The following is a 17,462-nucleotide window of genomic DNA, read 5'->3' as shown; positions in this document are numbered from 1 at the left end:
CGCCCATGACCACTCTCTCCATCGACCACGTCTCCCGCTGGTTCGGCAACGTGGTCGCCGTCAACGACATCACCATGACGATCGGCCCCGGCGTCACCGGCCTCCTCGGCCCCAACGGCGCGGGCAAGTCCACCCTCATCAACATGATGGGCGGCTTCCTCGCCCCCTCCACCGGCACCGTCACCCTCGACGGACAGCAGGTCTGGCGCAACGAGGCCATCTACCGGCACATCGGCATCGTCCCCGAACGCGAGGCGATGTACGACTTCCTCACCGGCAAGGAGTTCGTCCTCGCCAACGCCGAACTCCACGGCCTCGGCGCCAAGGCCGCCCAGCGCGCCCTGGCCACCGTACAGATGGAGTACGCGCAGGACCGCAAGATCGCCACGTACTCCAAGGGCATGCGCCAGCGCGTGAAAATGGCGAGCGCCCTCGTGCACGACCCCTCGCTCCTCCTGCTCGACGAGCCGTTCAACGGCATGGACCCGCGCCAGCGCATGCAGCTGATGGACCTGCTGCGCCGCATGGGCGACGAGGGCCGCACGGTGCTGTTCTCCTCGCACATCCTCGAAGAGGTCGAACAGCTCGCCTGGCACATCGAGGTCATCGTCGCCGGTCGCCACGCGGCCAGCGGCGACTTCCGCCGTATCCGCCGCCTGATGACCGACCGCCCGCACCGCTACCTGGTCCGCTCCAGCGACGACCGGGCACTGGCCGCCGCGCTGATCGCCGACCCGTCGACCTCCGGCATCGAGGTCGACCACGCCGAGGGCGCGCTGCGCGTCCAGGCCGTCGACTTCGCCCGGTTCACCACCCTGCTGCCCAAGGTCGCCCGGGACCACGGCATCCGGTTGCTCACGGTCTCGCCCTCCGACGAGTCCCTCGAGTCCGTCTTCTCGTATCTCGTCGCGGCGTAGGAGGCCGAGAAATGTACGACCCCACAGTCGCCCGGCTCACCTACCGGGCCCTGCTCGGCCGCCGCCGGGCCCTCATCCTGGGCGCCCTGCCCCTGCTGCTGCTCGTCATCGCGGTCGCGGTACGCGCCCTGACCGGCGCCGACGACCAGACCGCCTCCGACGTCCTCGGCGGCTTCGCGCTCGCCACGATGGTGCCGATCATCGGCGTCATCGCCGGCACCGGCGCCATCGGCCCGGAGATCGACGACGGCTCGGTGGTGTACCTGCTGTCCAAGCCGCTCAAGCGGCCGACGATCATCTTCACCAAGCTGATCGTCGCCATCGCCGTCACGATGGTCTTCTCCGCGCTGCCCACCCTGCTCGCCGGCCTGATCCTCAACGGCAACGGCCAGCAGATCGCCGTCGCCTACACGGTCGCCGCGCTGGTCGCCTCCATCGCCTACGCCGCGCTGTTCCTGCTGCTCGGCACGGTCTCCCGGCACGCGGTGGTGTTCGGCCTGGTCTACGCGCTGGTCTGGGAGGCCCTCTTCGGCTCCCTGGTGCCCGGCGCCCGCACCCTCAGCGTCCAGCAGTGGTCGCTCGCCGTCGCCCAGAACATCGCCGGCGGCGAACTGGTGACCTCCGACGTCGGCCTGACCACCGCGACGGTCCTGCTGGTCCTGGTGACCGTGCTCGCCACCTGGTACGCCGGACAGAAGCTGCGCGCGCTGACCCTCGCCGGGGAGGAGTGAGCCGGAGCCGGTAAGCAGCGGCCGGGCGTCCGGTTTAATCGGTGGCGCCCGGCCTGCCCGTTCCCGCACACTCGTGTCATGTTCGAGCCCCGCGCGTCGCGGGGACGCCGCGGACCGGGAGAGGAGCGGGGCGATGTCCCTGTACGACAGTCCGTCCGGCTCCCGACAGGGCGGCCCGCGGCGGGCTCCGGAGTAGCCACCCTCCGTCGAGCCCGCCGTACAAGGGAAGCCGCCCGGGGCGGTCGCTTCGAGCACGCGGCGCGCACCGCGACCGCGTGGACCGCCCACCCGGAGGATTGGCCGAGTGGAAAGGCACCGGCCCGCCCCCGTGTCCTGAACAGACCGGGAGCGGGCCGCGGTCGGGCCTGGAAAGCCCGCGCACGTTCGATCCGTGCATCCTCCGCCGACGACGGCGATCAGCCGAGGCCGTCGAGCAACCGCTCCAGTACCACCGCGATACCGTCCTCGTCGTTCGAGGACGTCACCTCGTCCGCCACCGCCTTCAGCTCGGCGTGGGCGTTGGCCATCGCCACGCCCCGCGCCGCCCAGCCGAACATCGGTAGGTCGTTGGGCATGTCGCCGAAGGCGATCGTGTCCGCGGCCGTCAGCTTCAGGCGGCGGGCCGCCAGCGACAGGCCGGTGGCCTTGGACAGGCCCAGCGGGAGCAGCTCGACGATCCCGGCACCCGCCATGACGACCGTGACGAAACCGCCCGCCGTCCGCCGGGCCACCTCCGCCAGCTCGTCGTCCGACAGCGTCGGATGCTGGATGTAGATCTTGTTCAGCGGGGCCGACCACAGGTCGGAGGCGTCTGTGAACGGGATCGCCGGCAGACCGCCGCCGACCGCGTACCCGGGCCCGGCCAGCACCTCACCGTCCAGACCGTCGCGGCTGGCCGCCAGGTACAGCGGCCCCGTCTCCGCCTCGATCTTCGCCAGCGCGACCCCGGCCAGCTGGCGGTCCAGCGTGACCGAGGTGAGCAGCCGGTGCTCCCCGGCGTGGTACACCTGCGCGCCCTGTCCGCAGACGGCCAGCCCGTCGTACCCGAGGTCGTCGAGGACGTGCCGGGTCCAGGGGACCGCGCGGCCGGTCACCACGATGTGGGCGGCGCCCGCCGCGGTGGCGGCGGCGAGCGCGTCCCGGGTGCGCGCGGAGACGGAGTCGTCGGAGCGCAGCAGCGTGCCGTCGAGGTCGGTCGCGACCAGCCGGTACGGGAAGCGGGCGGAACCCGTGGCGGAGACGGCGGCGCTCACTTGGCCACCGGCTCCAGGACCTCCCGGCCGCCCAGGTACGGGCGCAGCACCTCGGGGACGCGGACCGAGCCGTCGGCCTGCTGGTGGTTCTCCAGGAGCGCCACGATGGTGCGCGGTACGGCGCACAGCGTGCCGTTGAGCGTGGCCAGCGGACGCACCTTCTTGTCCTCGCGCACCCGGATCGACAGGCGCCGCGACTGGAACTCGGTGCAGTCCGAGGTCGAGGTCAGCTCGCGGTACTTGCCCTGGGTCGGGATCCACGCCTCGCAGTCGAACTTGCGGGCGGCCGAGGCGCCGAGGTCCGCCGAGGCCACGTCGATGACGCGGAACGGCAGCTCCAGCGAGGTCAGCCACTGCTTCTCCCACTCCAGCAGGCGCTGGTGCTCGGCCTGCGCGTCCTCGGGGAGGACGTAGGAGAACATCTCGACCTTGTCGAACTGGTGGACGCGGAAGATGCCCCGGGTGTCCTTGCCGTGCGAACCGGCCTCGCGGCGGAAGCAGGGCGAGAAGCCGGCATAGCGCAGCGGCAGCCGCTCGGCGTCGATGATCTCGTCCATGTGGTACGCGGCCAGCGGCACCTCGGAGGTGCCGACCAGGTACAGGTCGTCCTTGTCGAGGTGGTAGACGTCCTGCGCGGCCTGGCCGAGGAAGCCGGTGCCGGCCATCGACTGCGGGCGGACCAGCGCCGGGGTCAGCATCGGCGTGAAGCCGGCGGCGGTGGCCTGCGCGATCGCCGCGTTGACCAGGGCCAGCTCCAGCAGCGCGCCGACGCCGGTGAGGAAGTAGAAGCGGGAGCCGGAGACCTTGGCGCCGCGCTCGACGTCGATGGCGCCGAGGAGCTGGCCCAGCTCCAGGTGGTCCCTGGGCTCGAAGCCCTCGGCGGCGAAGTCGCGGTGCGTGCCGTGCGTCTCCAGCGTGACGAAGTCCTCCTCGCCGCCCACGGGGACGTCGGGGTGGACCAGGTTGCCGAGCTTCTGGAGCAGTTCCTGGGTCTGAGCGTCGGCGGCGTCGCGCTCGGCGTCGGCGGCCTTGACGTCGGCGGCGAGCTGGCTCGCGCGCTTCAGCAGCTCGGCCTTCTCGTCTCCGGTGGCCTTGCCGATGAGCTTGCCGAGCCCCTTCTGCTCGTTGCGCAGCTCGTCGAAGCGGACGCCGGACGACCTGCGCCGCTCGTCGGCGGAAAGGAGGGAGTCGACGAGCGCGACGTCCTCTCCACGGGCACGCTGGGAAGCGCGCACACGGTCGGGGTCCTCACGGAGCAGGCGAAGGTCAATCACACGGTCAAGGCTACCGGTGCCCGGTGACGGCGTTCGACTCACTATTGACCGAGGCGCTCCGCGAGCATTGACCGAGGCGCTCCGCGAGCATTGACCGAGGCGCTCCGCGACATTGACCGAGGCGCTTCGCGACGGTCCGCGGAGGTCAATGAAAAGCGTCTCATTCCCTGGAACGGGGCAGGTGCGAAGCGGTGGGTTGACCTGATCGCCTTGCGCGGAGCGGGACTTGGGGCCTCGCTGTCCACAGGGATCCACACCCCCGGAGAGTTATCCACAGGCTGTGCGGAAGTTCTGTGGACTGCGGAAGTGATCATTCCTAATCGGACATCCGGGACGATGAATTCCTCTTCCAAACCTTCGGAAGGGCCACTTACGAGTGGAAACGCGTCACTCCGGAGGATGAGAGGTGAGAAACAGGTAGACGAAGGGTGACCTGCGGCTCTGTGGATGGAGATATGCCCTGAAGGGGGATTTGTCGACCGAATGGGACGTCGTTGTCGACTTGTCCTCAGGTCGAGATGAGGACCTGTGGATAACGCCTGTGGATAACTAAGATCAGCAGATACGACCGTCAGGGTCTCCCGCCACTGACCGTCAGAACCGGCCGTCCTGGCACCGCGCGACCCACTCCGCCGCCGCCACGAACTCCTCGTCCGAGGTCCCCGGGAACCGGTCGCCCGTCTCGCCGGGACCGACGCCCGCGCGCGGGTAGGAGCCGAGGTACCGCACCTGGAGGCAGACCCGCTTGAGCCCCATGAGCGCCTCGGACATCCGCCGGTCGGAGATGTGTCCCTCGGCGTCGACGCAGAAACAGTAGTTGCCGATGCCGGCGCCGGTGGGCCGGGACTGGAGCAGCATGAGGTTGATGCCCCGGGTGGCGAACTCGCCCAGCAGATCGCGCAGGGTGCCGGGATGGTCGTCGCGCTGCCACAGCACGACGGACGTCTTGTCGGCGCCGGTCGGCGCGGCCGGCCGGGCGGGACGGCCCACCAGCACGAACCGGGTCTGGGCGTTGTGCGGCGAGTCGTGGATGCCGGTCTCCAGCGCCTCCAGACCGTAGCGGGGCGCGGCGAACTCGCCGGCGAAGGCGGCGTCGTAGCGGCCCTCCTGGACCAGGCGGGCGCCGTCCGCGTTGGAGGCGGCCGACTCCCAGTCGGCCTCCGGGAGATGGGCCTTCAGCCAGTTGCGCACCTGCGGCTGGGCGGCCGGGTGGGCGGTGACCGTCTTGACGTCCGACAGCTTGGTGCCGGGGCGTACCAGCAGCGCGAAGGTGATCGACAGCAGCACCTCGCGGTAGATCATCAGCGGCTGGCCGGAGACCAGCTCGTCGAGGGTGGTGGTGATGCCGCCCTCGACGGAGTTCTCGATCGGCACGAACGCCGCCTCGGCCTCTCCGCCGCGCACCGCGTCGAGCGCGGACTGGACGGAGACGTACGGCACCAGCTCGCGGGTCGCCGCCTCCGGGAGGGTGCGCAGGGCGACTTCGGTGAAGGTGCCCTCGGGACCGAGATACGCGTAGCTGGCTGGCATGACCTCACCCTAATGTGCCCTGCCGCCGCCCCGTGTGCCGAGCGGACGGCCCTCACCCCTCCAGCAGCCGCTGCCCCACGTACTCCCCTTCCGCCGCGCCGCCCGGCACCGCGAACAGGCCGCTGGCCTCGTGCCGGATGAACGTCGACAGGGCGTCCCCCCGGTCCAGCTTCCGCTGTACGGGCACGAAGCCGCGCAGGGGGTCGGCCTGCCAGCAGATGAACAGCAGACCGGCGTCCGGGACGCCGTCCGCGTCGAAGCCGTCGTGGTAGGAGAAGGGCCGGCGGAGCATGGCCGCGCCGCCGTTCTGGTCGGGGCGGGTGATGCGGGCGTGGGCGTTGATCGGGACGATCAGGTTCCCGGCCCTGTCGGTCTTCTCCAGGTCCATCTCGGTCGTCTCGCCGCCCCCGGACAGCGGCGCCCCGTCGGACTTGCGGCGCCCTATGACGTCCTCCTGCTCCTTGACCGACAGTTCCTCCCAGTCGTCGAGAAGCATGCGGATGCGGCGTACGACGACGTAGGAGCCGTTCGCCATCCAGGCCGGGTCGCCCGAGCCGGACTCCGGCACCCAGATCCGCCGGTCGAAGTCGGCCTCGGACGGCTTGGGGTTGCGGGTGCCGTCGACCTGGCCCATGAGGTTGCGCACGGTCATGGGGTGGGCGGTGGCGCCCGGCGACCGGTTGAAGCCGTTCATCTGCCAGCGGACGCGGGCGGCCGATCCGGCGTCCTTCTGGAGGGCGCGCAGGGCGTGGAAGGCGACCAGGGCGTCGTTGGCCCCGATCTGCACCCACAGGTCGCCGTTGCTGCGGTTCTTGTCGAGGTGGTCGGAGGAGAAGTCGGGGAGCGGGTCGAGGGAGACCGGGCGCTGTTTCTCCAGGCCGGTCCGGCCGAAGAAGCTGTGGCCGAACCCGAAGGTGACGGTGAGGGAGGACGGCCCGGCGTCGCGGGCCACGTCCGTGTCGCCGGAACCGGCCGGTTCACCCGCCATCAGCCGCCGGGCGGTGTCGGACCAGCGGCGCAGCAGCGCGGCCGCCTCCTTGCGTCCGGCGCCCGCCGCCAGGTCGAAGGCGACGAGATGGCCGCGGGCCTGGGCGGGGGTGGTGATGCCGGGCTGGTGTTTCACGTGAAACGGCACCTGCTCCTCGCCCAGCGAGGTCAGCGGCGTCGCCCCGGAGGGCGCGGCGGCGTAGCCGACGGCACCGCCGCCGGCGCCGAGCACGAGCCCGGTGGCGCCGGCGGTGGTGAGCAGCCGGCGCCGCGAGACGCCCTCCGGGGCGGCGGGGGTCTCTTCGACGGCCGGGGCCTCGGGGGTACGGGCCTCCGGGATGGACTGGTCAGCCATGATGCGGTTCAGCCGATCTGCGCGTTCTTGGAGACGGTCACCTGGTCGATGTCGGAGGTCCGCACGGTCGCGGCGACCTCCCAGTCGCCGGCCATGGGGAGCTGCACCTCACTCGCCGACCAGTGTCCGGTGGTGATGTGGTCGGGGGCGACGGGCAGCGGCCCGATGTCCTTGCTCCCCAGGGTGAAGGCGAGCTTCACCTCGGGGATGTCGACGGCACGGCCCTCCGGGTCCTCGACGTAGACGTGCACGTCGTTGGCGCCCACCCGGGCGGGGCCCACCTCGACCCGGACCACGCCCTTGCCGTCCTCGCCGCCGGTGTCGAAGGGCATGTCCAGGGTCACGGCCCCGGTCGCCGAGGCGTCGGCGGAGCCGGCGGACGAAGTGGCGGCCGCCGCCTCCTGCTCGGTCCGTCCCGGCTCGGTCTGGGTCAGGACGGTGGTGACGGCGAGCAGGACGACGGCGACGCCGGCCTCGGCGAGGACGGAGCGGCGCAGGCCGAAGCGGTGGGGGTCGCCGTCACGCAGCCGCTTCTGCCGCGCGGCGTCCACGGCGGCCCGCTGCCGGGCGAGCTGTGCGGCGCGCTTGGCGTTGCCCACGGGCTTGACCCCGCCCGTGCGCCGCGCGGCGGACGCCGGGGCGGATGCCCCGTCGGCGGCTGGGGCGGACGCGTCACTGGAGGCGGTGTCGGATGCCCGGCCCGAGGCTTTGGCGGACGCTCCGCTGGACGCCGTGGTGGACATCGGGCTGGAGTCCGCGGTGGACGTCGGGTCCGAGTCCGCAGCGGACGTGGGGCCGGACGTCGGGCCGGATGCCGTACCGGACGTCTTCTCGGCGGCTGTGCCGGTGGACGCCTTGGCGGAGGTCGTGGGGGATGCCGTGGTGGACGCCGGGGCGGCTGTCTTGCCGGCCGTCGTGGTACCGGCTGCCCCGGACCGTTCCTCCTCCCGGGGACGGGGTACGTCGCCCGCCGTCCCGGCCAGCCGCGCCGTCCAGCGCCGGGACAGGTACGCGATGCCGACCAGCACCGCCACCAGCGCGATCTTGGCGAGCAGCAGCTGTCCGTACCGGGTGTCGGTCAGTGCCGACCAGGACCCCAGCTGGCGCCAGGACTGGTACGTACCGGTGATCACCAGGGCGACCACACTGCCGAAGGCGACCTGGGAGAAGCGGCGCACGGCGGTGGTGTCGACCGGGTTGTCGGCGGGTGCCTTGTAGAGGGCGACCAGCAGGGTGGCGAGCCCGCCGAACCAGGCGGCGACGGCCAGCAGGTGGACGACGTCGACCGGCATGGCGATGCCGGGCTGGAGGCCGACCGAGGCGTGCTCGGCCATGGCCCAGGTGGCGGCGAGGCCGGCCGCGACGACCGTCCCGCCGACGGCGAGCCCAAAGGTCAGGTCCCGCTTCTCCTGGTCCTCGCGCCGGTCGTGGGCGCCGAAGAGCACGGCGACGAACAGGGCCGCCGCGGCGAGCAGCAGCAGCCGGGAGACCAGGGCGGCGCCCGTCTTGGTCTGGAGGACCTGGCCGAGCAGTTCCAGGTCGACGATGTCGGCGGCCTTCCCGGAACCGGTGTAGGAGCCGCGCAGCAGGAGCATGGCGAGGGTGGCGGCGGTCAGCGCGAGCCACCCGGAGACGACCAGGCGCTGTACGCTCCGCACGCCCGAGCCGCGCGGCCAGCAGGCGAGGACGAAGGCGGCGCCGCCGACCAGCACGGCGAAGCCGGCGTAGGACACATAGCGGCCGAGGCCGTACAGCCGGCCGACGATCCCGCCGCCGGCCCCCTGGGCGGTGGCCGGTACCGAGGTCTCGGAGGGGGCGCCGATGGAGAAGGTGAAGGCGCCGGAGACGGGGTGGCTGTCGGCGGAGACGACCTGGTAGGTCACCGTGTAGGTGCCGTCCGGCAGCCCGGAGTGGAGGGCGACGCCGTACGTGGTGCCGCCGACGTTGGTGGGCGCGCCGTCCTCGACGCGCTCACCCTTGGGGTCGAGGACGCGCAGTGCGTCGTCGTCCATGGAGACGCTCTCGGAGAACGTCAGCGACACCCGGGCCGGGGCCCGGTCGACCACCGCCCCCTGCTGGGGATCGCTGCCGGTCAGCGCGGCGTGCGCGGAGGCCGGGGCGGCGGTGGCGAGCAGCGCGCCGGCCACGGCCACGAACAGCAGCACCAGTGTCCGCACGCGTGGGGCGATGGTCCGCGTCAAGGTGGTCCCTCCCTCAGTGACTGGAGTGCTCGGACGGTGTGCCGTGCCCCGCGTGTCCGGCGTCGGCGGTGCCGGGCCGGTACGTGGCGGACTTCACCGGCATCTCGACCGTGACGGGGTCGGAGCCGGCGAAGTGCAGCTCGACGGAGAGCGTCTGGCCCTCCTCGGGCCGTTGCTTCAGCTTCTCGAACATCAGGTGGTCGCCGCCGCTCCGCAGGGCGAGGCTGCCGTGGGCCGGGATCGGGAGGCTGTCGACCTGCCGCATGGCGCCGTCGACGGTCTCGTGCACGGTCACCTCGCCGGCGTCGCTGGTGACCGAGGTCAGCTCGTCCCCGGCGTCACCGTCGTTGGTGATGGTCAGGAAGCCGGCCGCCATCGTGTCGGAGACGGGCCGCGGCATGTAGGCGGCGCTGACCGAGAGGTCGGCGTCGCCCGAGCCGCCGGCCCCGCATCCCGTGAGGGCGAGGGCACCGGCCAGCAGTACCGCGCCCAGGGCGGGGCGGTGGCTCACGGCTTCTCCCCCTTGATCAGCTCGGGGAGGTCCTCGGTGTAGTCGTCCACCGTGGCGTCCTCGCCGTACAGCACGTACCCCTTGTCGGTCTTCGGGGAGAAGGCGACGACCTGGGTGCCGTGGGTGGAGACGACCTTGCCGTTCTTGTCCTTGGTGGCCGGGTCGATGGAGATGCCGAGGGTGCGGGCGCCGGCCTGGATGGTGTCGAAGTCGCCGGTCAGCCCGACGACCTGCGGATCGATGCCCTTGAGCCACTTGCCGAGTGCGGCGGGGGTGTCCCGTTCGGGGTCGGAGGTGACGAACACGACGCGCAGCTCGTCCTGTTCCGCCTGGGACAGCTGCTTCTTGGCCACGGCGATGTTGTTCATCGTCAGGGGGCACACGTCGGGGCAGTTGGTGTAGCCGAAGTAGATCAGGGTCGGTTTGCCGGCCGTCTCCTCGCGGAGGTCGTACTTCTCGCCCTTGGTGTCGGTGAGCACCAGATCCGGCTTGTCGAAGGGCTGGTCGAGCACGGTGGCGGCCTGCTGCGAGGTGTCCTCGGAGACCACGGTGACCGGAGAGTCGGCGGATTCGTCGCCGCCGCCGCAGGCGGTGAGGGTCAGGGAGGCGGCGGCGAGCAGGGCGGCAGCCGTGGCGAACGTCTTCTTGCGCATAGAGAAATGTCCCAGTTGTGAAGTGTTCCGGCGCGCACCGGGGCCCGGACCGTCGGGTCCCCGGCGCGCACCGGACGTACGGGCCGCCTCAGGCGGTGGTGGAGCGCCGGCGTCCGGCGAGCACGCCGTAGGCCACGCCCGCCGCGCCGACGACGATGCCGACGACGCCCAGGACGCGGGCGGTGGTGTCGGTGGAACCGGCGGAGTCGTCGGAGGCGGCCTCGGTGGTCTCGGCCGCCGCCTCGGTGTCGTCGGCCGCCGCGGCGGAGGAACCGTGGGCGTCGGCGGAGGAGCCGTGGGCGTCGGCGGAGCCGTCCTCGGCGGCCGTCAGTTCGAGCACGGGGGCCGGGGTGTCGGGCTCCTCCTGGCCCTCCTGCTGCACCTCGATCCAGCGCACGACCTCCTTGTTGGAGTACGTCTGGATCGCCTTGAACACCAGTTCGTCGGAGTCCTCGGGCAGCGCGCCGATGGAAACCGGGAACTTCTGGAAGTAGCCCGGCTCGATACCGTCGCCGGTCGCCGTCCACGTCACCTTGGTGACTGCCTCGGTGAGCTTCTCGCCGTGCGACTCGACCGGCTCGTCCAGCTTGCTCTTGGTGGTCTTGATGTCCCAGCCCTCGACCGGCTGCGGCATCACCGAGGCCAGCGGGTGGTCGGTGTCCATGGTGACCTCCAGCTTGGTGGTGGAGGCGTTGTCCCGCTCGTTGGGGACCTTGAAGTCGACGACCGCGTAACCGCCCTTGGCGGCCTCGCCCTCCGGCTGCACGGTGACGTGCGCGAAGGCGGGCGAGGACAGGACGAGCACGGCGGTGCCGGCGACGGCGCCGACGGCGGCGATACGGGAAGCCTTCATGAAAAGCACTCCGCTTCTCTCGATGTGCAGGTGACGGGGGAGCGCGCGCACGCGCGCGTGCCGCACGACGGCGTCCCCCTCCACCGGCGGGCGGAGCGGCGGTCGCGTCGTGTCAGGCGGCGAGAACCAACGCGGCGCTGGGCGGTCCGCGCCGGATCACCGTGTGCTGGAGTGCGGTGGTACAGGGCCGGACCACGGCGAGCAGGGCCGTACGCGGCAGGCGCGCGGCCTCGTCCGGTGCGCCCGGCAGCCCGGCGCACAGGACGCGTACCAGGGCGAGCGCGGCGCGCAGGGAGCGTACGAGCGCGCCCTCGGTGACGAGGTGCGCGGAGTGCGCCGACAGCTCCATGAGCCGGGCCAGGGCCAGGTCCCCGCGGCGCAGCAGCCAGCCGGCGGCCATCGCCGCCAGGAGGTGGCCCAGGAGCATCGGCAGGGACGGCAGCAGGGCGGCGGGGGAGCCGACGGCGGCCGACAGGGCGTCCGCCGGGTGGTGGGCCGCGTGGACGGTGGCGTCGGCGGCGTCCGGCCGGATCCGCGCGTCGCTGAGGATGCGCTGCGCCTGCGCCGGGCTGAGCGCCGCCGCGGTGGTCCCGCACACCAGCCGCGCCGCCTGCTGCACCAGCGTGGCGTCCGTCGTCGCGGCCGTGGCCGTGGCCGTCGTGTCAGTGGCCGCGGCGCCGTGCTGGCCGAGCCCGAACAGCGCGTGCAGCGCCGTCTGTCCGGCCGCGAGCAGCGCCGCGATACCGGGGAGCGACCGCTCCCGCCCGGCGAGCGGTGCCGCGACCACGACCACCCCGAGGAACCCGGCGCCCAGCGACCACCACGGGACACCGGCGCGGGAGGCGAGCGTGTGCCCCGCCCCGGCCAGCACGACGCAGACCGCGGCGAACACCGCGGCCCGCAGGATCCGGAGGTCGTTCCCGGAGCGCGCCGTAGGCGGGTGGGAGGCAGTCATGGCGGGCTCATCATCGCACTGGACCCACCCGCACCGTGCGCCAGGTCCGCAAGATGCCGTACGACCGGAAGGTCCCCGTCTGGTGGAGCGCGCCCTCGCGCACACGCCGTTTCCAGGAGCCCCGAAAGCCCCGAGAGCCCCGGAAGCCCCGAGAGCCCCGGAAGCTCCTGATGACCCGAGTCGGAGATCCGACTCGGGTCACTGGCACCCCGGTGCGCGAGCCCCGCATACACCGGTGGCCGTCGGGGCGCATCCGCCGTACGGGCGGTCTCACGTCAACCGCGCGCTTACGGCCGGGCACGCCGGGCAATACGTAACGGTATGTCGAGCCGCGCCCGGGAGGCTGGTGGAGCATGAGCATCTGGTGGTCACTCCATCTGCGGCGCGAGGCTGCGAGCGTGCCGCTGGCCCGCCGCCTGCTCCTCGGCGCCATGGAGACGGCGGGCGTCGACCCCGACATCTCCTACGACCTCTCCGTCGCCCTCACCGAGGCGTGTGCCAACGCCGTCGAGCACGGCGGGGACGGCGCGCACGGCGCCCCTTCCGCGGCCTACCGCGTCACGGCCTACCTGGACGGCGAGCGGTGCCGCATCGAGGTCACCGACTCGGGGCCCGGCTTCACCGCGGGCCGCCCGTCCCGGCCGGCGCCGGCGCCCGCCGACGCCGAGCACGGCCGGGGGCTGTGCCTCATCCGGGAACTCGCCGACCATGTCCACATCGGCAGCGCGACGGCGCGCGGCGGCGCGGTGGTGAGCTTCGACAAGATCATCAAGTGGCGGAACGACGCACCGCTCGTGGCGGTGTGAGGGCCGGACACGCCCGGCCCTCACCGTCGCGTCAGCCCTTGAGCGAGGCCATCCACGCCTCGACCTCGTCGGAGCGGCGCGGCAGCCCGTCCGACAGGTTCCGGTTGCCGTCGGCGGTGACCAGGATGTCGTCCTCGATCCGGACGCCGATGCCCCGGTACTCCTCGGGCACGGTCAGGTCGTCGGCCTGGAAGTACAGGCCCGGCTCCACGGTCAGCACCATGCCGGGCTCCAGCGTGCCGTCCACGTACGTCTCCACGCGCGCGGCGGCGCAGTCGTGGACGTCCATGCCGAGCATGTGGCCGGTGCCGTGCAGCGTCCAGCGGCGCTGCAGCCCCAGCTCCAGCACCCGCTCGACCGGGCCCTCGACGAGCCCCCACTCGACCAGCTTCCCGGCCAGCACCCGCTGCGCCGCGTCGTGGAAGTCGCGGTACTTGGCGCCCGGCCTCACCGCCGCGATACCGGCCTCCTGGGCCTCGTACACGGCGTCGTAGATCTTCTTCTGGATGTCGCTGTAGCGGCCGCCGACCGGCAGCGTGCGCGTGACGTCCGCGGTGTAGTACGTGTGCGTCTCCACGCCCGCGTCGAGCAGCAGCAGGTCGCCGGAGCGGACCGGGCCGTCGTTGCGGACCCAGTGCAGGGTGCAGGCGTGCGGGCCGGCGGCGGCGATGGTGCCGTAGCCGACGTCGTTGCCCTCCACGCGCGCGCGGAGGAAGAACGTGCCCTCGATGTAGCGCTCGCTGGTCGCCTGCGCCTTGTCGAGCACCTTCACGACGTCCTCGAAGCCGCGCACGGTCGAGTCGACCGCCTTCTGCAGCTCACCGATCTCGAACCCGTCCTTCACCAGGCGGGCCTCGGAGAGGAAGACGCGCAGTTCCTCGTCGCGCTCGGCGGTGACCTTGTCGGTCAGCGCGGCCTCGATGCCGGCGTCGTGGCCGCGCACGACGCGGACCGGGCCGGTGGCCTCGCGCAGCTTGCCGGCCAGCTCGCGCACGTCGGAGGCGGGGATGCCGTACAGCTTCTCCGCCTCGGTGAGGGAGTGACGGCGGCCGACCCACAGCTCGCCCTGGCCGTCCAGCCAGAACTCGCCGTTCTCCCGGTCGGAGCGCGGCAGCAGGTAGATCGTGGCCGTGTGGCCCTCGCCCTCGGGCTCCAGCACCAGGACGCCGTCCTCGGTCTGGTTCCCGGTGAGGTACGCGTACTCGACGGAGGCGCGGAAGGCGTACTCGGTGTCGTTGGAACGGGTCTTCAGGTTGCCCGCGGGGATCACCAGGCGCTCGCCGGGGAAGCGGGCGGACAGCGCGGCGCGGCGGGCGGCGGTCTCGGCGGCCTGGGCGATCGGCTCCAGGCCGCGCAGCTCGGTGTCGGCCCAGCCGGACTTCATGTTCTCGGCGAGCTCGTCGGACACGCCCGGGTACAGGCCGTTCTTGCGCTGCTTGATCGGCTCTTCCTCAGCGGTCTCCGGGGTCTCCGGCAGCTCCTCCGACACGGTCATCCTCCTTGTTACGGCACTGGACCACCCCCCATCGTACGGTCGTACGGAAGGGGGCCAAGGGCGCGAGGACCTGTTACACCGGCGGCCGGGAGGGCCGCTGCCGCCGCTCCCGCGGCGGCTACTCGAAGCGGACGGCGAGCAGCACCACGTCCTCCTCGGAGTCCGCCTCGTCCAGCCCGTCCGGCAGCACGGTGCGCAGGACGTGCTCGGCGACCGCGTCCGGATCGTGCCGTCTGGCCCGGGGGACCCCGGCGGCGGCCGCGTGCAGGCGGGCGAAGGCGCGGTCGACCGGGTCGCCGGTACGGCGCAGCAGCCCGTCGGTGTACAGCAGCACTGTCTCCCCGGGGGCGGCGCACACCTCCACGCTCGGCGCCTCCCAGCAGGCCAGCATGCCCAGCGGCGCGGAGACGGAGGTCTCCACGAACTCCGTGCGCCGCTCCCCGGTCAGCAGCGGCGGGCTGTGCCCGGCGCCGGCCAGCGTGATCCGGCGCAGCGCGGGCTCGCAGTAGCCGAACAGGGCGGTGGCCGTGCGGGCGGGCTCGGTGAGCCGCAGCAGCAGCTCCAGGTCGGACAGGACGGCGACCGGGTCCTCGCCCTCCATCACGGCGTACGCCCGCAGGGAGGCCCGCATCCGGCCCATCGCGGCCAGCGCGCCGGGTCCGGAGCCGGTGACGGAGCCGACGCACAGGCCGAGCGCGGAGTCCGGCAGCGGCAGCGCGTCGTACCAGTCGCCGCCGCCGCGCGGGCCGGTGCGGTGCCGGGCGGCGAGCCGGACGCCGGGGGCGCGCGGCAGCCGCGCGGGGAGCAGTTCCTCGGCGATCGTGGCCATGCACGCGCGCGTGCGCTCCAGTTCGCGGAGCCGGTCCAGGTGTTCGGCGGCGTAGCGGACGTACAGCCCGGCCAGGTGCCGCTGCCGCTCGCGCGGCTCGGCGGGCTCGTCGTACAGCCATACGGCGGCGCCGAGGCGGCCGGCGGTCTCGGTCCGCAGCGGGAGCGCGTAGCTGGCGGCGTAGCCGAGGCGGACGGCGACGTCGCGGTGGCGGGGGTCGAGTCCCTCCTCGGCGAGCAGGTCGGGCTCGGCGATCCCGGCCTCGCCGACCGGCAGCCCGTCCAGGATCCGTCCGTACGCCAGTGAGGCGCGCGGCACGGTCTCGATGTGCCCGAGGTCGGCGCGGGCCAGGCCGAAGCCGGCCGAGGTGTCCGGGCCGAGTCCGTCGGCGGGCTCCAGGACGACCAGGCCGCGGCGCGCGCCCACCAGGGCGGCTCCGGCGCGCAGCAGTTCGTCGAAGGCGTCGGCGAGGGTGCCGGTGCGGACCAGGCGCTCGGTCAGTTCGTGCAGCGTGGTGAGGTCGGAGACCCAGCCGGCGAGGCGGTCCTGGAGGAGGGCGCCGGGAGCGCCAGGAGCGGCCGGGCGGACCGCCGGGGCGCCGGGCGGGACGGGCGCGGCAGTGTGGGCGGGTGAGGGAACCGTTGAATCGATTCCGGCCACTTTCGGAGGGTGCGGCGCGTTCATGGCAGTCGGCTTCCCGACCGGCTCTTACTGCTCAAAAGCATCGCAAACCCCCATGTCATTCTGCGTCGCCGGCAGTGTCTCCACATGTACACGCACTCGTGAGGGGATGTCCAGCATTGTCCTGCTGGAATTCCTGGTGTCCATGAGGCGTAAGTGGCGTCCTGGTCTGTGTTGTGCGAAGAAACAAAGTTGGCTGGAAAACGCCCCGCAGTACCTCTTGTTGCGGTCGACTGGTGGTGCTTCACAGAGCGTCACAGCGGTCGTGATGGGTACGTACTCGGTGAAAGCCAGGGGTGGTTGGCGGGTGGTCGGCACCATCCGGAACCTGGCGATGGACCCGGGCGTCCTATCCACCGACGACCGTGCCCCATCCTCCCGTGGCGGAGGCGGAGAGAAATACGCGGGACGGCAAAACGCCAGACTCCGCCACCCCCGCGCCACGCCCATGCTTTTGCCCGACGCAGTATGGACGGACCGGCCGCGGACGCAGCCGATGCTCGACCCATAGGGGTTCCCCTTGCCTCCCGGCAAGGTGTGACGCGCCGACAGATACGCGCAAAAGTGCGCGCAAGTGATTCGCGCAGTGAAGAGATCGACACATGGTGTGATGTGGACCTCGGTGTTGCCAGGCGTGCAACGGAAAGGAACGAGCGCTCATGCGCGAGATCCTCGGAAGGCGACGCAGGCTCCTGTCCCGGCGCGGTGACGGGGGGCCTGACCTGATCAGCGCGGCTCTGACCTACGCCACGGAATGGCAGTGGCCCGTTCTCCCGGGCGTGGCGGCGGATCCGGAGGGGCGTTCCGGCTGTTCCTGCCCCGACCCGGAGTGCACGGTGCCCGGCGCGCACCCCTTCGACCCGGGGCTGCTCGCGGCCACCGCCGACGGACGCATGGTGCGCTGGTGGTGGACCAACCGGCCGGCCGCCCCGATCATCCTGGCCACCGGGGGCAACGCCCCGTGCGCCGTGTCCCTGCCCGCGCTGCCGGCCGCCCGCGCCCTGGCCGCGCTCGACCGGACGGGCATGCGGCTCGGCCCGGTCGTCGCCTCGCCGGCCCGCTGGTCCATCCTCGTCAAGCCGTACTCCCTGGAGCAGTTGGGCGAGCTGCTCTACGCCAAGGACTTCGTCCCCGGCTCCCTGCGCTTCCACGGCGAGGGCGGCTATCTCGCCCTGCCCCCGTCCGAGTGCGGCGCGGGCCCCGTCCGCTGGGAGCGGGCTCCGCTGCCCGGCTCGTCCTCGCCCTGGGTGCCCGACGTGGAGGCCGTGGTCGACGCGGTGGTCGACGCCCTGACTCGTACGGGTGTGAGCGCGCCCGAGATGTAGGGCGCGGGGCGGCACGGCCGCGGGGCGCGCGGCCGTGGGCGCTCGGTGTGCGAGGACGGAACGAACGGCGCTGAGCGGTGCTGAACGTGAACGGCACCGCACGGCA

General features: G+C 72.5%; 15 protein-coding genes and 1 tRNA gene. 5 read left to right on the top strand and 11 right to left on the bottom strand.

Translation table 11 applies throughout. The annotated features are described in order from the left end of the window. Window positions 1-5: 5 nt before the first annotated feature. The 3 genes from ACZ3IG_RS16800 (at window position 6) to ACZ3IG_RS16790 (ending at window position 2,051) form a co-directional block, all read left to right on the top strand. Entirely contained in the window at window positions 6-917 is a 912-nt protein-coding gene (locus ACZ3IG_RS16800; protein WP_467432662.1) for an ABC transporter ATP-binding protein, read from the top strand. Window positions 918-928: 11 nt separating this feature from the next. Next, window positions 929-1,648, top strand: coding sequence for an ABC transporter permease subunit (locus ACZ3IG_RS16795; protein WP_215169612.1), 720 nt, complete (start codon window positions 929-931; stop codon window positions 1,646-1,648). A gap of 290 nt (window positions 1,649-1,938) precedes the next feature. After that, window positions 1,939-2,051 (top strand) — tRNA-OTHER (locus ACZ3IG_RS16790). Window positions 2,052-2,064: 13 nt separating this feature from the next. Here ACZ3IG_RS16790 and ACZ3IG_RS16785 read toward each other — a convergent pair. From ACZ3IG_RS16785 to ACZ3IG_RS16745, 9 genes are all read right to left on the bottom strand, one after another. Then, window positions 2,065-2,901: an HAD family hydrolase gene (locus ACZ3IG_RS16785; protein ID WP_467432659.1), complete on the bottom strand. Its 837-nt coding sequence runs from the start codon at window positions 2,899-2,901 to the stop codon at window positions 2,065-2,067. Continuing rightward, on the bottom strand, window positions 2,898-4,175 hold the full coding sequence (gene serS, locus ACZ3IG_RS16780; protein ID WP_467432658.1) for a serine--tRNA ligase: 1,278 nt from the start codon (window positions 4,173-4,175) through the stop codon (window positions 2,898-2,900). Before serS ends, ACZ3IG_RS16785 begins: the two co-directional genes overlap by 4 nt. 594 nt (window positions 4,176-4,769) lie before the next feature. Then, window positions 4,770-5,705 (bottom strand): prephenate dehydratase, encoded by a 936-nt coding sequence (gene pheA / locus ACZ3IG_RS16775; protein WP_467432655.1) that lies wholly within the window; start codon window positions 5,703-5,705, stop codon window positions 4,770-4,772. A 52-nt stretch (window positions 5,706-5,757) separates the two neighbouring features. Next, window positions 5,758-7,047 (bottom strand): iron uptake transporter deferrochelatase/peroxidase subunit, encoded by a 1,290-nt coding sequence (gene efeB / locus ACZ3IG_RS16770; RefSeq protein WP_467432653.1) that lies wholly within the window; start codon window positions 7,045-7,047, stop codon window positions 5,758-5,760. 8 nt (window positions 7,048-7,055) lie between these two features. Next, entirely contained in the window at window positions 7,056-9,248 is a 2,193-nt protein-coding gene (locus ACZ3IG_RS16765) for a copper resistance CopC/CopD family protein (RefSeq protein ID WP_467432651.1), read from the bottom strand. 13 nt (window positions 9,249-9,261) lie between these two features. Then, on the bottom strand, window positions 9,262-9,759 hold the full coding sequence (locus ACZ3IG_RS16760; RefSeq protein ID WP_467432649.1) for a copper chaperone PCu(A)C: 498 nt from the start codon (window positions 9,757-9,759) through the stop codon (window positions 9,262-9,264). After that, window positions 9,756-10,412, bottom strand: coding sequence for an SCO family protein (locus tag ACZ3IG_RS16755; RefSeq protein ID WP_467432648.1), 657 nt, complete (start codon window positions 10,410-10,412; stop codon window positions 9,756-9,758). Before ACZ3IG_RS16755 ends, ACZ3IG_RS16760 begins: the two co-directional genes overlap by 4 nt. An 88-nt stretch (window positions 10,413-10,500) precedes the next feature. After that, window positions 10,501-11,265, bottom strand: coding sequence for a YcnI family copper-binding membrane protein (locus ACZ3IG_RS16750; RefSeq protein ID WP_467432645.1), 765 nt, complete (start codon window positions 11,263-11,265; stop codon window positions 10,501-10,503). Between the two features lie 112 nt (window positions 11,266-11,377). Continuing rightward, on the bottom strand, window positions 11,378-12,220 hold the full coding sequence (locus tag ACZ3IG_RS16745) for a hypothetical protein (RefSeq protein ID WP_467432644.1): 843 nt from the start codon (window positions 12,218-12,220) through the stop codon (window positions 11,378-11,380). Window positions 12,221-12,573: 353 nt separating this feature from the next. On the opposite strand from ACZ3IG_RS16745, the gene ACZ3IG_RS16740 reads away from it, so the two are divergent. Beyond that, a complete protein-coding gene (locus tag ACZ3IG_RS16740; protein WP_467432642.1) occupies window positions 12,574-13,026 on the top strand; it encodes an ATP-binding protein in 453 nt (150 codons plus the stop codon). Window positions 13,027-13,057: 31 nt separating this feature from the next. Here the strand turns inward: ACZ3IG_RS16740 and ACZ3IG_RS16735 are convergent, their stop codons facing one another. Further along, window positions 13,058-14,515, bottom strand: a complete 1,458-nt coding sequence (locus ACZ3IG_RS16735) for an aminopeptidase P family protein (RefSeq protein WP_467432639.1) — start codon at window positions 14,513-14,515, stop codon at window positions 13,058-13,060. Window positions 14,516-14,639: 124 nt separating this feature from the next. Continuing rightward, window positions 14,640-16,034 carry a PP2C family protein-serine/threonine phosphatase gene (locus ACZ3IG_RS16730; RefSeq protein WP_467432638.1) on the bottom strand — a complete coding sequence of 465 codons (1,395 nt, stop codon included), beginning with the start codon at window positions 16,032-16,034 and terminating at the stop codon, window positions 14,640-14,642. Between the two features lie 656 nt (window positions 16,035-16,690). Here ACZ3IG_RS16730 and ACZ3IG_RS16725 point away from each other — a divergent pair. Then, a complete protein-coding gene (locus tag ACZ3IG_RS16725) occupies window positions 16,691-17,356 on the top strand; it encodes a bifunctional DNA primase/polymerase (protein ID WP_467432636.1) in 666 nt (221 codons plus the stop codon). The last annotated feature ends 106 nt before the right edge of the window (window positions 17,357-17,462 follow it).

It is taken from the genome of Streptomyces sp. NPDC016677 (genome assembly GCF_055562815.1).
This window is presented reverse-complemented; position numbering and strand designations above follow the sequence as displayed.

What these genes read in the sequence shown, in the direction of transcription:
- ACZ3IG_RS16755 (WP_467432648.1), bottom strand. Translation starts at nt 10,412, where the DNA reads ATGCGCAAGAAGACGTTCGCCACGGCTGCCGCCCTGCTCGCCGCCGCC.
- ACZ3IG_RS16725 (WP_467432636.1), top strand. Translation starts at nt 16,691, where the DNA reads ATGCGCGAGATCCTCGGAAGGCGACGCAGGCTCCTGTCCCGGCGCGGT.
- pheA (WP_467432655.1), bottom strand. Translation starts at nt 5,705, where the DNA reads ATGCCAGCCAGCTACGCGTATCTCGGTCCCGAGGGCACCTTCACCGAA.
- efeB (WP_467432653.1), bottom strand. Translation starts at nt 7,047, where the DNA reads ATGGCTGACCAGTCCATCCCGGAGGCCCGTACCCCCGAGGCCCCGGCC.
- ACZ3IG_RS16745 (WP_467432644.1), bottom strand. Translation starts at nt 12,220, where the DNA reads ATGACTGCCTCCCACCCGCCTACGGCGCGCTCCGGGAACGACCTCCGG.
- ACZ3IG_RS16750 (WP_467432645.1), bottom strand. Translation starts at nt 11,265, where the DNA reads ATGAAGGCTTCCCGTATCGCCGCCGTCGGCGCCGTCGCCGGCACCGCC.
- ACZ3IG_RS16740 (WP_467432642.1), top strand. Translation starts at nt 12,574, where the DNA reads ATGAGCATCTGGTGGTCACTCCATCTGCGGCGCGAGGCTGCGAGCGTG.
- ACZ3IG_RS16800 (WP_467432662.1), top strand. Translation starts at nt 6, where the DNA reads ATGACCACTCTCTCCATCGACCACGTCTCCCGCTGGTTCGGCAACGTG.
- ACZ3IG_RS16795 (WP_215169612.1), top strand. Translation starts at nt 929, where the DNA reads ATGTACGACCCCACAGTCGCCCGGCTCACCTACCGGGCCCTGCTCGGC.
- ACZ3IG_RS16730 (WP_467432638.1), bottom strand. Translation starts at nt 16,034, where the DNA reads ATGAACGCGCCGCACCCTCCGAAAGTGGCCGGAATCGATTCAACGGTT.